This is a genomic window from Calyptranema fuscum S582 (assembly GCF_055793305.1).
Genome location: NZ_JBSLYH010000068.1, coordinates 17,076 through 32,864 on the forward strand (window position 1 = coordinate 17,076; position 15,789 = coordinate 32,864).

The 15,789-nt window shown below is 47.4% G+C and carries 11 protein-coding genes; 4 read left to right on the top strand and 7 right to left on the bottom strand.

What is annotated here, in order from left to right; all coding sequences use genetic code 11:
• Positions 1 to 314 precede the first annotated feature (314 nt).
• Positions 315 to 1,805 (top strand): aminotransferase-like domain-containing protein, encoded by a 1,491-nt coding sequence (locus tag ACR6Z4_RS28940; protein ID WP_479720822.1) that lies wholly within the window; start codon positions 315 to 317, stop codon positions 1,803 to 1,805.
• Between the two features lie 860 nt (positions 1,806 to 2,665).
• A complete protein-coding gene (locus ACR6Z4_RS28945; protein ID WP_479720823.1) occupies positions 2,666 to 3,193 on the top strand; it encodes a cyclic di-GMP-binding domain-containing protein, MshE-related in 528 nt (175 codons plus the stop codon).
• A gap of 108 nt (positions 3,194 to 3,301) precedes the next feature.
• Here the strand turns inward: ACR6Z4_RS28945 and ACR6Z4_RS28950 are convergent, their stop codons facing one another.
• A complete protein-coding gene (locus ACR6Z4_RS28950) occupies positions 3,302 to 4,303 on the bottom strand; it encodes an AEC family transporter (RefSeq protein WP_479720824.1) in 1,002 nt (333 codons plus the stop codon).
• Positions 4,304 to 4,679: 376 nt separating this feature from the next.
• Between ACR6Z4_RS28950 and ACR6Z4_RS28955 the strand changes: the two genes are divergently transcribed.
• Together ACR6Z4_RS28955 and ACR6Z4_RS28960 are read left to right on the top strand one after the other, a co-directional pair.
• Positions 4,680 to 5,522 (top strand): M15 family metallopeptidase, encoded by an 843-nt coding sequence (locus ACR6Z4_RS28955; RefSeq protein ID WP_479720825.1) that lies wholly within the window; start codon positions 4,680 to 4,682, stop codon positions 5,520 to 5,522.
• Entirely contained in the window at positions 5,519 to 6,199 is a 681-nt protein-coding gene (locus tag ACR6Z4_RS28960) for an ATP-dependent Zn protease (RefSeq protein ID WP_479720826.1), read from the top strand. The genes ACR6Z4_RS28955 and ACR6Z4_RS28960 overlap by 4 nt, the downstream gene beginning before the upstream one ends.
• Positions 6,200 to 6,418: 219 nt before the next feature.
• Here the strand turns inward: ACR6Z4_RS28960 and ACR6Z4_RS28965 are convergent, their stop codons facing one another.
• The 6 genes from ACR6Z4_RS28965 to ACR6Z4_RS28990 all read right to left on the bottom strand — a co-directional run.
• Entirely contained in the window at positions 6,419 to 6,796 is a 378-nt protein-coding gene (locus ACR6Z4_RS28965) for a hypothetical protein (protein WP_479720827.1), read from the bottom strand.
• Between the two features lie 153 nt (positions 6,797 to 6,949).
• The gene (locus ACR6Z4_RS28970) at positions 6,950 to 7,237 is read right to left on the bottom strand and encodes a hypothetical protein (protein WP_479720828.1); all 288 of its coding nucleotides are present in this window, start codon (positions 7,235 to 7,237) and stop codon (positions 6,950 to 6,952) included.
• Between the two features lie 72 nt (positions 7,238 to 7,309).
• On the bottom strand, positions 7,310 to 9,025 hold the full coding sequence (locus ACR6Z4_RS28975) for an ABC1 kinase family protein (protein WP_479720829.1): 1,716 nt from the start codon (positions 9,023 to 9,025) through the stop codon (positions 7,310 to 7,312).
• A 416-nt stretch (positions 9,026 to 9,441) separates the two neighbouring features.
• Entirely contained in the window at positions 9,442 to 9,738 is a 297-nt protein-coding gene (locus ACR6Z4_RS28980; protein WP_479720830.1) for a hypothetical protein, read from the bottom strand.
• A 225-nt stretch (positions 9,739 to 9,963) separates the two neighbouring features.
• Positions 9,964 to 12,453 (bottom strand): right-handed parallel beta-helix repeat-containing protein, encoded by a 2,490-nt coding sequence (locus ACR6Z4_RS28985; protein WP_479720831.1) that lies wholly within the window; start codon positions 12,451 to 12,453, stop codon positions 9,964 to 9,966.
• Between the two features lie 514 nt (positions 12,454 to 12,967).
• Positions 12,968 to 15,789, bottom strand: a 2,822-nt coding sequence (locus ACR6Z4_RS28990) for a beta strand repeat-containing protein (RefSeq protein ID WP_479720832.1), incomplete at its 5' end; no start/stop codon positions are given.

Below are 15,789 nucleotides of genomic sequence, written 5' to 3' on the forward strand. Positions count from 1 at the left end.
CTTGGTTGTCAATTGACGGAATTGATCGGTCGGTCAACTGGGGTCTATCGGTCGATGCTTGTATCTGTTTCGCATATGTGAATTCTCGCGAATTTTATCCGAACAGAACAGATGCAGTTAACATGAATTGTTATGGGTACAGTTTGAGTTCAGGTAACTGTTCTGCTTGCGATCGCCTGCAACTGTATTGGTCGTTACGAAATAGCTGATAGCTATTAGCTATCAGCTGTTAGCTAGTAGCCTTTATCTCTTTACCCCTCCACCCCTTTATCTCTTTACCCCTCCACCCCTTTATCTCTTTACCCCCATCCCCCATGAACGTCACCCCCATCGACCAGGCACAAAACAAAAATCTCTACGAGCAGGTTGCTGACCGCATTCAATCGTTGATTGCAGAGGGGACGCTAAAACCGGGCGATCGCTTGCCTTCGGTACGAAAGCTCAAAGATCAGTTATCCGTCAGTATGTCTACGGTTTTGGAAGCCTATCGGCTATTGGAAGATCGGGGGCTGATTGGGGCACGTCCGCAGTCGGGCTATTTTGTTAAATCGACATTGCGCGTCTTGCCAGATGAACCCATTCAATCCGTTTTGCCGCAACACAATTTGCCGGTCGATGTTTCGCTAGCATTTCGGGTGAGTGCGACTTTGCGCGATCCCAATAAAGTCAAGCTGGGGGCTGCGGTTCCTGGAAAAGAACTTTTGCCTACGGCTGCGCTAAATCGGCTCATGGGTCAGGTCTTACGCAACCATCCCGATAGTTCTCATTCGTACGACACCCCTAGAGGTTCCGAGCAGTTGCGTCAAGAAGTGGCAAAACGGTTGATGGAAGCGGGTTGTTCAGTCAATCCGGATCAGATCGTCATCACCAATGGCACATCGGAAGCGGTTTATCTATCACTTCGAGCAGTGACGCAACCTGGGGATACCGTGGCGATCGAGTCGCCCACCTACTATGGGTTACTAGAAACGCTGGAAGCTTTACACCTCAAAGCATTGGAATTACCCACCCATCCCCAGGAGGGGATGTCGTTGGAGTATCTAGAGGCAGCTCTCAAGCAACGCCAGGTCACCGTCTGTGCCCTTGTTTCCAATTTCAGCAATCCGCTCGGCAGTTGCATGAGCGATCTCAAGAAAAAGCAATTGGTGGCGTTGCTGAATGAATATCAGGTGCCCCTGGTCGAAGACGATATCTATGGAGATTTGTGTTTTACGGGCAGTCGTCCTAAAGCGATCAAAGCCTTTGACACAGAAGGTCGGGTGCTGTATTGCACCTCTGTCAGCAAAACCTTATCGCCAGGGTTACGGGTGGGTTGGACGGTGCCCGGTCGCTATCAGGTGAAGGTCGAACAACTCAAGATGGGGGTGAACTGGACAACGGCGATCGCCCCCCAACTGACCGCTGCCGCATTCCTTGCCAATGGCGGTTATGATCGCCATTTACGGCACATGCGTCGAGCATTTCAATCCCAACTGGCGTGCATGACTCAAGCCATTGGCGATTACTTTCCGACTGAAACCAGAGTAACCCGTCCCAAAGGGGGCTATGTCTTATGGTTAGAGCTGCCACCCGGATTTGATTCTCTTACCCTTTATGAAGAAGCTTTAAAGCATCAGATCAGTACAGCTCCCGGTATTATGTTTTCTCCATCGGGACGATATAACAATTGCCTGCGCCTGAGTTGTGGTATCCCCTGGACGGATGAAGTTGAACAAGCCATCCAAACTCTCGGCGATCTGGCAAGAACACAACTGGAAAGCAAGATTTTGAGCGGGGCGATCGATTTGACCCTGAGTTCAAACTAATCTTGATTCTGATGATTTTTGTCGAAGCATCAAATCTTTTAGAGCAGTCGAGGGGTTGATTAGAACAAGGGTTGTGTGAGAACCCTCGCTCCGCGAGGGTTCTCATACTGATTTAAACAGACTCCACGGCACATCGATCTAGTGTAAGGGCGCATCGCAATGCGCCCCTACGGTATCTGGTGCGATCGCTAATTAAATTGGTATCACACAACCTCCTGGGATTTTATCGACCGCGATCGCGCCTCAGTGAATATACGGTATTATGGCTGGAAGCCTTTTCAGATGTATGGTTGTAGCATTTTTACGGTTTGTATCTCAGACTCCGTCAGACGGAGCTAACCCGTAGCTTGATCAATACGTAGTGATCAATACTACTTTCTATCTCTTGAATTGTTAACTTTAAATGAGTTTTTCCAGGGAATGTTATGAACTTCTCATAAAGAACTCAGTGGAGCCTTCGTAATGGAGTTGCTATACTATGGAGAATCCCCTAGTGAAAACTAGGGCTTGTGTATTTTTACCAGAGAATTTACTGAGATGAATCTTATCTAACAGTCAATCTCTGTAAGTCTCTATACGTTAAGTGTGTTTCCTAAACGTTAGTGTGATTCTTAGTACTGCTTTTCACTCGTAGAGTTTGATACTCAGGGGATAGGCGGCTGTGCCCCCGGTACTCCCAATTTCAACCTCTATTGATCACGAAATGTGTTGAGTTATAAGAATTGCTGATCCGGAGTTGCTGGTCTCAAACGTGTAGTTTTGGGACAGGATGTTTGGGGTTTAGAGGCAGGTGCTGTGGGTCGTTGGTGACAGTTGCGCGTTTACCTCGGCTACATCTGGAACGATTGTGGGAGTAAGGAATGTTGAACACAAGCGATCGCCTTCGGGTTAAGGCTAACCAGACCTTTGTCAAGCCAAAGCGCATTGGCGGGTATTTAATCGATGCAGGGTTGTTGACGCTTGATCAAGTGAATGTCGTGTTGAATGATCAACGCGCCACAGGGATGAGATTTGGAGAAATCTTGGTGGCTCGCGGTTGGCTCAAAGAACAGACGATTGAGTGGGTCATGGAAAAAGTCGTGATCCCCGAAAAAAAGGCATTTCAAAAAAAGCAAGAACAAACCACGGTCAATCAAGAACGGACTATCCATCAGCAACGTCCGAGTGGTGCCGCTGTTCCAGATAAAAAAGCTAGCTCAAAGCCTCCTCAGGCTAGTACTGCGCCCTCTCATCCGTCACAAACCACCATTCCGGGGAATATTATTCAAGACACGCATTCTTCCCAGTCGCATATTACGGGAAGTGCGTTTGTCCGGCGAGAAGTTCCGATCGCAAAGCCATTGCCCCCGGTTAAATCTTCCGATGGCGATGTCAACTGGGTAGGATAATACCAGTCATTCTTTCAGTAGTATTCAATTTTTTGGGTTAGTTGAGGCGGGGGCTTTGCCCCCGCCTCAACTAACCCAAAAAATTGAATGTGCAGGAGATCTGATGGATTACCTGGGTGAGAAACACAGTAGCCACATCGGTAGGGTAAGCAGCAGACCTACTGATCCCATTGCCAGTGCGGTCACCGTTAATTCTCGATCGAGTTCATAGGCTTCTGCCAGAACCAGCGTCGCGAAGGCTGGCGGCATTGCCGTTTGTAAAATAATCACCAGTTGGGTAGAACCCGTCAGCCCTAAAGCCGTCAGCCCCAATCCCAATATCAATGGCACGATCAGCATCTTAATGGTGAGACTGACCGATGCCAAACGGACACTTCGCCAGGATGTAATTTGGCTGAGCCGTATCCCCATCAGCAACAGCGAGAGCGCCAGCATTGTCCAGGCACAGATTTTCAATCCAATTTCTACATCGGTGGGTAAGGGAACCTGGCGAAACCCAAGACCCACCGCAAAACTCACTAAGCCTGGGTTCAACAGCATGACTCGCGCCAAGTGCCAGGGGTTTTGATCGCCCAAGCCAAAGCGGGCAGCTAATATGACACCCAGACTATAGGCACCCAGCACCGTACCAATGGTGTCGTAAAACAATGCCCAGGCAAAATATTGAGGTCCAATTAATAAAATCACGACTGGATACCCCAAATATCCTGTATTGCCGACCATGGATGCCAGCAAAAAACTGCCTTGAGACGATCGCGTGTCCAAAGTCGCAGTATTGGATTTTGTCAGGGTTTTCAGCCAACCGGGGCTATGATGCCATTGACGAACCGTTTGCAGCCGCCAGGGCTGACTCTGAATCCACAACCACCCTAATAACGCGCCCAAGAGAATCGCTGCCCAGGCGATCGCTGGCGCTAACCAAATTGCCCCGGATAGATCTGCCTGCCTGAGAAACGCCACAATACTAATGGGGACGCCCACCCAAAACAAAAACTTACCCAGGTAATAGGAAACAGCTTTGGGCAATCGATAGCCCAGAATAGCCCCTAAACCCACCCATAACACCAGGGGGATATAGAGTTTTAATAGATCGATGCCAAGATGGGTCACAAGACTAGTACACCAACTTAAAAGTTTTAGAAAGGGGTGGAGGGGGTTTTACCCCCTCTTGGGGGCGCAGCCCCCAAACCCCCATGTTGCAAAATTTCGTGTTTGCAACACTAGTGCTATGTCATATCAATGTGATTTGCAAGCGGATGCAGTATAAACCAAATTTGGTTTAATATTGGTGTGCTTGGCTCTACATCTGGGCGAAAGGTCAATTTTATTCTGCCATGGGGTTGTGACTGACGCCCGTTTGGCAGGGTCGGTCTGGTATAGTCAATGGGTTGCACACCGGGTAGTTTTCAAACAGGATCACTACCGCACACCGTTAAGATTAAGCTGATTTGAGTGCGGAGACTGAATGCAGAGTGGAGATTCGCCGGTGAGTAATCCAGGTCTTCCTAAAAAAAAATCCAAGCCTTCGATTTCCCCATCTGGTGATATTCCAGAGGCATTACGTGAAACCCCGGAGATCGAAAACCAGCCGCCTTTACCTCGTCCTCCTGTGCTGCGAATTAATGGGAATCGCTGGTTGTGGGCTGGGCTGGGATTTTTTATAGCACTGGGCTTTGGGATTTTACTCAATGGGCGATCGCCATCGTCTAGCAATCCGATTCCTGTCACTCTCAACCTAGCTTTCAGTTCGACTATTGAAACGGCGGAATCAACCTTAATCGGACAAAAAATTGTCCTCTCTGATGCTTTATTGGGGCACTTACCGTATGATGAAGCCCCAGCCAACACGCTGGCTCCTATTGCTGCCGATGGGAGTCTCAAACTTCGGCAAGCCGCAGCGGCGAAATTTCTAAATATGGTGGCGGCAGCCAAAGCTGAGGGCATTAACCTGGTACCGATTTCTGGATTTCGATCGATTAAAGATCAGGAATATCTATTTTTTGAGATGAAAGCGCAACGGGGGCAACAAGCCAGCGAACGGGCAGAAGTGACCGCACCCCCCGGCTATAGCGAACATCACACAGGCTATGCCGTTGATATTGGCGATGGCGATCGCCCCGATACCGATGTGTTACCCACATTTGAAACGACACCTGCGTTTCAATGGCTGCAACAAAACGCTGCCTATTTTAGCTTTGAATTATCGTTCCCTAAAGACAGTCCGCGTGGCATTAGTTACGAACCCTGGCACTGGCGCTTTGTGGGCGATCGCGATAGTCTAGAAACTTTCTACAAAGCTCGTACACTTGACGGGGTAAGCACACCTTGAATCAGATTTCGCTGAATTTAGTCGCGATCGCCATTTTTACCATGGTGATGTCTAGCTTGCTGGGGCCGTGGTTGCATCTCTCACCCTTTATTCCGGCGATCGCGACGTTTAGTATTCTGGCGATCGCGACGGCAGATAATCTGAGTTGGCAGGGGCGCGGCAGTACCCTGTTGCTCGATTGGTTGGCAAGCTTTTCTCCAGACCATCGCGAGCGGGTCATCCACCATGAAGCCGGACATTTTCTCACCGCCTATAAGTTAGGCATTCCCATTACGGGCTATACGCTGAGTGCCTGGGAAGCATTTCGCCAGGGGCAACCGGGTTTGGGTGGCGTTAGCTTTGATACGCAAAACCTGGATGCCGAAATAGAGACGGGAACCCTCTCGGCTCAGCTGGTCGATCAATACTGCACCGTTTGGATGGCAGGCATCGCGGCTGAAACCTTGATGTATGACAGTGCGGAAGGGGGCGCAGACGATCGCCGCACGATTCGGCTACTCTGGTCACAGCTAAAACGCCCGAGTGCCGAAGCAGAAATGAAAACCCGGTTGGCACAACTGCAAGCCAAAACCTTAATCGAAAACCACCGAGCCGCCTATGATGCTCTGGTTGCAGCCATGACCCAACGTGCCTCCGTGGCAGACTGCGGCAAAGCCATCGAAGAAAATAGCAATTAGCGATCGCTAAGGATCGCGGATTAAATATTCCTATGAGTTAAGTGCTCTGTAGAGGTGCACCGCTGTGCGCCCTTACTCAAGAATTACAGGTTAAATCCATGAGCCTGATTTAACCATCTCGATGGTTGCTATAAACCCCAATTTGTTTGAGAGAGCGACGGCTTTGCTGTCGCTCTCTCAAACAAAATTACAGGGTCATGGATTTGTGAGCCGGACAATTTAACCTAACGAATCCAAATCCAACGCTTTGGAGCCGCCCTTTTCTAATTGCGTCAAAATCTTACCCAACTGCGACCAGACCAAAATTCCAGTGAACGCGGTTAAGGGGCAAGCAAATGTATACGCCAGATTGGTGGGAAAGCCAAAAATTTCTAACCCGGATGACAAAAACGCGCAGATGCCACCCATAATGCCAATAAAGGGAACAAACAATTGCGGACCCCTTAACGTTGCCAGAGTGCGGGTAGACCGATTTTTTGACCAGTCTTTGACCGCTTGCTTGAGCGTTTCAGAAAAGGCAAATCCAGACGCAAGACTGGCTAATAAACCCGCGACAAGTAAGAAATAGGGTGGATCTAGAGGATAGTAATAGGGCACAAATGACTCCTTGGATCAATGAATCAATTAGAAATACAGCGCTTCGCGCCTGGATAGACGGCGGGTGTTAGAGAGCCGCGCGGAGCGGGACTTTCTCACAACACTTTGGACTTCACGCAATTGAGAATTGCTATGATTGCGAGTTCGCCTTTTTCAGAGAGCTAGATGAGCATCCATCTGAATATAAGAGGATTGGGTTTGCAGTCGCCTTTTAAGCAAACTGAAATGATTGAGAAATGTAAAGTTAATAAAGTCGATCTCATTTTCCCCTGTTTTGGTACCGAAAACAGAGGGAGATGTAAACTCTAGCCACGCGTATCTAAGTTGAACCCCATGATCATGCTTAGGATCCTCATAAAAATAACTTAAATAACTGTTTGGGGAGAGGGCGGCAAAGCCGCCCTCTCCCCAAACAGTTACGGGTTTTAGTTTTTTAAGCATGATTTTTAGCGTAGTGGTGTAACTTTAGCCTGCTGCTTGTACGGGCGAGGCAGTTAACCGATGACGCTGGGGTTACTTGTTGGTCTGAGTTTGAAAAATCGGCAACATTGCCATCGACGGAATCAACGTTGCTGCATTACTGGCAGAAAAACTGGTGAGCGCACCCAGAGCAACATTGAAAATCTGGGATGGCTTGATATCATCTTTGACCAGGTTCCACAATCGCTGAACCTCATCCGTATGAATGCGATCGCCTTCAATCATAGCTAACACCAATTGCCGCCGTAAAAACTGCCCTTCTTCAGACATCAAATATTGCAAACCCATCTGAGCCGTTGGTAGTAAGTCAAAGCTACTGTCAGACCGGGCGATCGCAATCAAGTTTTCCAGACGCTGCCATTGGAACTTACCATCTTTGATCAAAATTTCCAGTAAACGTCGCCGCAGTTCGGGTGATTCATCCGTCAATAGTCGCCGAGCCACGTAAGGATAAGCAATTTCGACGATCTTAAAAGCAGGATTAAGACTGAGTGCCAACCCTTCCTGAGTTACAAGAGAGCGAATGATCAAAGCAAACTTGGCAGGAACCCGAAACGGATAGTCATACATCAGTTCCGAAAACTGATCGGTAATGGTCTTAAAGTTGAAACTCCCGACACTTTCACCGATCGCATTCCCCAAAACCGACTCAAGCGCCGGAATAATCGGCGTAATATCCGTTTCCGGAGTGAGAAATCCTAATTTAACGAAATCCTTTGCCAGATCGTTATAGTCCCGGTTAATCAGATGAACAACGGCATCCACCAGACTCTCTTTGGTGTGCTGATCCAGTTGATCCATCATGCCAAAATCGATGTATGCCATCCGCCCATCTGTCAGCGCAAACAAATTGCCGGGATGCGGATCGGCATGGAAAAAGCCAAACTCTAGCAACTGACGTAAGCCTGAAGTAACGCCAATGCGGATCAGGGAATTGGTATCCAAACCCGCCGCTTGCACCTGGTCGGTATCGGTCAACTTAATGCCATTAATCCATTCCAGTGTCAGCACTCGATGGCTGCTAAATCGCCAATAAATCGAAGGCACCTTAACCGTCAGGTCAGACTGAAAATTTGCCGCAAACTTTTCTGCATTGCGCCCTTCGTTGAGGTAGTCCACTTCTTCAAACAGCTTGACCCCAAACTCATCGACAATTAGGGTTAAGTCATGACCTAAATTAAGCGGCAACCACTGTGCCAGCCAGCTGGCTGCCCAACGCATGAGATACAGATCGAGCGTTAAGATCGGCAATAAGTTAGGGCGTTGTACCTTAACCGCAACTTCTTCCCCATTCCGCAGAGTAGCTTTGTAGACCTGACCCAGACTGGCAGCCGCAACAGGTTCAGGAGAGATCGTCTTAAAAATCTCATCCAGTGATCGATCTAACTCTGACTCAATAATGCTAAAAGCCAGCGGGGTTGGAAACGGCGGCAGTTGATCTTGTAGCTTAACCAGTTCTTCTAGAAAATCTTTGCGAATCAGGTCAGGGCGTGTAGAGAGTGCCTGTCCGACTTTGATGAAGGTGGGACCCAAGCGCGTCAAGATTTGTCGGAGTTGAACGGCTCGTTTTGCTTTTTCGGTGTTTGTGCGGTTCAGCCAGTCATCCCACTTCAAGCCCACGACAAAACTGATAAATAGACTAACAATGCTGATCGCTCGCCACAGTGTTTTCCAGGGTCGCAATCTATAATACTGGGCGATCGCGTCTGAACTGTACCGTCGCACCTGACCCCATGCATATCCGCTCACGTTTCTATGCCTCGCTTACCGAGAATAATACTGAATGGACTAGACCATGCTACGAACAATGACCCATCACATCCGGGTGAGTCCACGCAGGTCGTGTATGCAACGAGTCCAGACTTCCCGGCTTTCTATCTTTCCCTTAACTATAGTATAGAAAACTACAAGCTTTTGGGGCTATCATCCAGATTAGATTAACTTTTGTGTCAGTAAAGTTACGGTAATTTCACCTTTGCGTTTGTCAAGATCCCCTGAAATTTCACATGTTGTCGGTTTTACATGGGGGGGAATCCACCCTGCGGGCAGCACCTGCAAGTAAAGCGATCGCATTTTCGTTAAGGATCGTGGATTTAATAAACTCGAAGATTTATTTTTGGAAGCGCGGCGGAGCCGCGCTTCCAAAAATAAATCTTCGGTTTTAATTAATTCGTGATCCTAAGCGCCAGGTTGACTACGTGAGAAGCAATCCAGGTAATCGCCACATTATTGGGAACATTGACCTGCAACGCTGAAATGGTTTTGATGCAAAGTTGCCTACTCAAGGTTCGCTTAGCTTGTTGAGCCGCCGCAATTGTGGTGACAGAGGGAGTGATGCCAGCCACACCAGCCACGCCATACACCCCCTTGTAATTGAGCAAGATCGTTTCATCCACCCGATTCGTCAACCCTGCCACCTGTGCTTCAAGTTGCTTGGGAATAAAGTCAGGTCGATTCTCCATCGAGGTTAGATCCCGATCGGTCAAGTTAAACTATGGGGAGGATGCCCATACCCTTGATTCCGTATGTTTCCCTTATGGGAAAAACTACGTCAACGTATCTATGGAAGCATACTCTCACCAGCAATCAGCTTGATAACGCCAATAGAAAAACGATAAGTCAGTATTTGGGGTGAAACAGGCAGATAGAATTTTTGAGGAATCTCTAAGCTCTGAAAATTGAAATCTTTAGTCTTCAAAACAAGATGTGGAACCGGATCGATTTGTGAAAGCAGCAGGATTCGGTAATAAATCTACACTTCCATTATTTCTAGCAGAGAGGGTATCTAAATTAACAACTTCAAAGAATCCAGGGTTTCCTTGTTGATTGTTATCCAAACGAATTCCAGCTGGGCTAGAGTTGTTAACTAAGAAGACGCATACATTGTTGGTATTGGCATTGGCAGTAATCTCTAGGTCAGAAGCACCTGCTGTGTCATTGCTAGACAATCTGTTTGCTTGAATATCGGTTACTAAGGTCGCTGAGTCATTAGCCGTTAGAGTAATTCCTTGATCCCCATTCCCTGAAATGACATTATTACTGATGCCCAAAGAGTTGTTACTAGCATCGGTGACATATTCTTGGAAGCTGACATTGTTAGCAACACCACGAATGCCAGCGCCACTGTTACCCGTAATTTGGTTATCGCTGATCGCCAATTCTTGAGCCGAAACTTCATTACTCGTAATCGAAATACCATCACCACCGTTGTTGAGAATCTGATTTCTGCGGATGAAGACTTCTTGAGCCGCTGTTGAAGTTCCATTGAGTACACCCGCCTGAACCCGAATTCCATCGCTACCATTATTACTAAGGTTGCTGTCTTCAACTGTAATTTCCTGGGAACCTAGGTTAGTCGCTTGAACTCGCAGTCCTTCATTCCCACTCCTGACAATTTCGCCGTTCCTAAATGCAACTTGCTGGTTGCCAAGACTATCAGCGGCAAGGGCGATTCCTTGCTCAGCACTATTGCGAATAGACGTATCGTCAATATTGACAATTTGCTGAGGATCTAAACTTTGCACTAGATTTCCTGATGCAACAATATTGATGCCGACTTGGTTGTTGACCAATTCTTGTCGCTGAATACTTACCTCTACGGCTCCACTGGTCGTATTCTGAATGAAAATACCCTGTCCAGAACTAGAGCCTCTCTGAGATCCCAAAATTGTGTTGTCAAACAGGACAATGCTACCTGTGACATTATTAAGAAAAATCCCACGATCGCCAGAGTTAGTAATTGTATTGTCGCGAATTTCAACATCGGTGACAGAGTTTGCAAAAACACCATTACCTACTGCATTTGCAATTCTAAAGCCAGATAAGATGCTGCGATCGCCCATCCTGACCAAGTCTGTAGCGGATGCGTCTTGAATTAACGGGAAGTTGCCATCATCAGAGAAAGGTAGGCTTACTAAGATGCCATCATTAAAGTTAATGACTGGGGAAAAAGGTAGCCTTGCAGGTAGCTCTGGAAAACCGAGAAAAGGCATTCCTGCTAACAACTGTTCGGGACCTTGAGATAAAACCCGAACTCGATCGGGAATCGTGAAAGCTGGAATTAAAGGATTGCTGCCTGCATCTACATAGACAATGTTGTTGCCATCAGAAAAGGTTGCATCCAATGCGTCTTGAACCGTGCCAAAGGGATGTTCAAAGGTGCCATTGCCATTGTGTTGTCCCAATGTGACATGAACAAACCGATACGGCTCTTCCTCTTCTGGGTTCATTAGGGGTTCCGTAGTTTCTTCAACAATCATCTCTGATTTTTCGTAGGTATCGACGGCAATACCAGGATTACGAACGATTGATTCGCCTAATCGGGCAACGACTTCTTCTTCACTGGTCAGCGGACCTCTGGGACGAACACGAGGCCAGGTTAGTCCAGCCGAAAAAACAATATTGGTACCAAAAATGTCATCTTCTTGTAACGCTACGCCCAGGTTAAGATTTTGGGTGGGTCTGGCTTCCATCCGTAGTCGCCATCCTAAAGTCGGATCGACCCCTGCGGCGTCGTAAAAATAGACTCCAGCAAAGGCACGTAAATCACCCTCATCCCATGCAGCGAGTTTAGCTCCAACTTCGGCATCTAATCCAAATAAGGCAGCTTCATAAATACGAGTTAATTGTTGCTCTCGACGGCTCGTCAACATTAAATAGTTATCCTGAAACCCTGTGGAAAGATCGAATCCAGTATCGACTCGGGTTTCATCAATTAATTCATTCGTATCTCCGATGGGGAGATATGCGTTCATCCGAAAGTCCCATACTCGCCCCAGACTCTCTAGCCCTAAACCCAACTGGTAAAAATTACTATTATCGGTTTCACGATTATCCAACCCGACATAGCCACCAAAAATGCGATCGCTATCTTGATCGTAATTTCGGTATCCCAATAATAGGCTACCGCCAACATTGCCATCGTTATCAAGTAAAAATCTGGGTTCCAAGAAAAGGATGTCATGACCAGGGGTTTGATCAAGCGGAATAAACCCTTGAAACTGGGTAATACCATCAAAGCCCCCACTCGAACTACTATGCCCAACTCCAATCCGTGGTGAGATGACTAAATCTATGGCAGAGCCAGTTGCAGTCTCGGATGCGGGTTCTGATTCATTGCTATCTGACTCTGGGGTTTGGGCAACCGCCGAAGAGCCAACGGCAATGCTTGCCATCATAAGAACTGTAAGGGGCAGAAAACTTAAACTTTTCATTAAAATACTCTACTTTCGGATATAAATCTTGACTCAAGGTTCCCTGTTTTTTATAGCAGTCATCATGCTGTCAAAAATCTTTGCGACTGCTGCGTTAAAGCTTGTAAGTAGTAGTAATTGTGTAATGATTTTTTGTTGCTTTGGCTTAGTCCACACAACAAAAAACCATTGATTTTTTAGGACTACCAACTCATATGCTTGCCGATTGACTAATACAAATTCCTTAAATTTTGGCTACCCATGGCGATAAGAAGTCTGCACTTTCTTGCCAAGAGGGCTAACACTCCCCTGAGACCGAGTTATCCATGGGAACACAGGAACTTCGTCGTAAGCCTCAGCCGAATGGTTTCACACGTCTTCTCTACTCTCATCATCTGTCTTAGATCCTAAGTAAATTGCTGTGAAAACACAATTTTCAAGGTTGGGCGTAATGAGCTAGGTACGTGTTGCGCACCCAACTCATCATGAGAGATTGGTATTAGAAGATGAAATGACGCTGGGTTAAGGTGTTCGCATTGACATCCTGGAGTAGGGCAAGCGTTTTACCGTCGGCTTTGATCAATGTGTCATCGCCCTTCTGCATAACTATCAAATCACTTACGGAGTTGATTCCGGCGACTTGCTTCAGGTTGATCCGATCCTTGACAATTTCAAAGTCCGTAATCACATCACCAAACTCTGCATTGGACTGATAGATAAACTGATCCCGTCCTTGACCACCCGTCAATCTGTCTTTGCCCAATCCACCAGAGATTAGATCATCGCCGCGATCGCCCCGAATCACATCATTACCTTTGTCACCGAATAGGCGATCGCGACCATCACCACCATTGAGGATGTCATTGCCAGTACCCCCATACAATCGGTCTTTACCCGAACCGCCACTTAAAATATCATCTCCAAAACCACCGCGCATCCAGTCATTGCCACTACCACCATTAAGGATGTCGTTGCCCGTACCGCCATCCATGTTGTCATCGTTACTACCACCATTGAGGATGTCATTATCCGCATCCCCACGCAGGGTATCTCGGCTACTACCACCATTAATAATGTCGTTACCACCCAAACCCTTCAAGATATCGATGTCACTGAAACCATTAAGGATGTCATCACCATCAGTTCCTGTCACGTCATCAGAACCTTGGGTGCCATTGTCACCAGTAGGGGGTTCTAAAAAGTCAGAGATATGATTCCCATCAAAATCTATAGCCGGAGGAATGGGAACGCCTCCACTACCAAACGTTCCATCATTGCCATCAATAATATCAACCAAACCATCGCCATCCGTATCTCCACCATCCACTCTGCCATCTTGGTTGAGATCGGGAAGTTGGCTGCCTTGTTCAATCAAGTCAACAATGCCGTCATTGTCGCTATCTAAATCACGATAGTTAGATTTACCATCTCCATCTTGGTCAGGTACCAGTAAGGGATATCCACCTTTAGTCGGATCAATACCATCTGCAATACCATTGTGATTGGCATCGATAAAAATACCCGTACCAATAATGCCATCCCCATCTAGATCACTACCGCCTGCTTCTACCACATCTGAAATACCATCGTTGTCACTGTCCAGATCTCGGAAGTCAGCTACCCCATCCCCATCTGTATCAACGAGGGTGTAGTTGGGTATGCCACCGTCAGGGCTAGTTTCAACTGCATTAGACAAGCCATTGCTGCCAAATGAACCCTCCAGTTTCCCGTCGCCATTGGTATCTTTTGCACCATGCCCCGCTTCAGTAACATCAGTGATGCCATCATTGTCACTATCGAGATCAAGGCGATCGGAAATGCCATCTCCATCTGTGTCGCGATTAGGGTTACCGTTGTTTTCAAGTAGGTCTGTGATGCCATCGTTATCATCATCTAAATCAATTGCATCAGGTACTCCGTCCCCATCCGTATCAGTAGTCAAACGGATTGTTACATCGACGGTAGCGCTTGAGGTATCACCATTAGCATCGGTAAGCGTGTAGGTAAAGCGATCAGTGCCAGAGTAGTTGGCGGTGGGAGTGTAGCGCAGCACATCATCGTAGGGATTGTTCGGTGTGCCATTGTTATCGATGGTGACAGTTCCATGATTTGCCGTGGAAACCGCAGTGATCTTGGCAGAACCATTGCTTTGGTCAATGTCATTTGCCAATACGTTGATTACGTTGTTAGTGCTGTCAGCGTCCACTGTAGTTGCATCATGTACCGCATCAGGATGAGAATCGACAGTCACATTGACAATGGCGGTGCTAGTATCGCCATCCGCATCAGTGATGGTGTAAGTGAAACTATCGGTGCCACTGAAGTTAGCTGTGGGGGTGTAGCGAATGAAATCATCGCTGGAGATGCCTGGTGTACCATTGTTGTCAATCGTGACGGTGCCGTGGCTAGCTGTAGAAACTGCTGTGATGCTAGCAGGAGCATTTCCTTGATCATCGTTAGTTAGTACGTCGATGATGTTAATGGTGCTGTCTTCTTCTACTGTGACGATGTCATTGATCGCACCAGGATTGGGATCAACATTCATCGTCACTGTGGCAGTACTCGTATCACCATCGCTATCGGTAATGGTGTAAGTAAAGGTATCAGTACCGTTGAAGTTAGCGACAGGGTTGTAGCTGAAGGTACCATCTGGATTAACCGTAACCGTTCCGCCATTGACACTAGTAGCATCAAAAGCTGTTACTGTCGTCGATCCATCACCGAGGTCATCGGCTCCATTGCTGTTATCACTTAAAACATTGCCTGTGACAGATTGATTTTGCTCACTCACAAAGGTGTCATTGCTTGCATCCGGATTAGCATTGACGTTGATGGTAACTGTAGCTGTGCTGATACCGCCATCGGCATCAGTGACAGTGTAAGTGAATGTATCAGTGCCGTTGAAATTAGCGATGGGATTGTAGCTGAAAGTGCCATCCAAATTAACAGTGACTGTTCCACCATTGGCACTGGTGTTATCGAAGGCTGTTACTGTGGTCGGTCCATTGCCTAGATCATCAGCACCATTACCGTTATTGTTAAAGACGTTCCCTATAACTGCTTGGTCTTCTTCTCCGGCAAAGGTGTCATTGACAACATCTGGATTGGCATTAACGGTGATGGTGACGGTGGCAGTATCGGTACCCCCATTGCCATCGCTGATGGTGTAGGTGATGGTATCGGTGCCATTGAAATTAGCTGTGGGGCTATAGTTCAGAGTGCCATCGCCATTAATGGTGACCGTGCCATTAGAGGCAGTCGCGGTTGTGACGGTTAGTGGGTTGCCATCGACATCGGTGTCATTGCCCAAGACATTGAGGT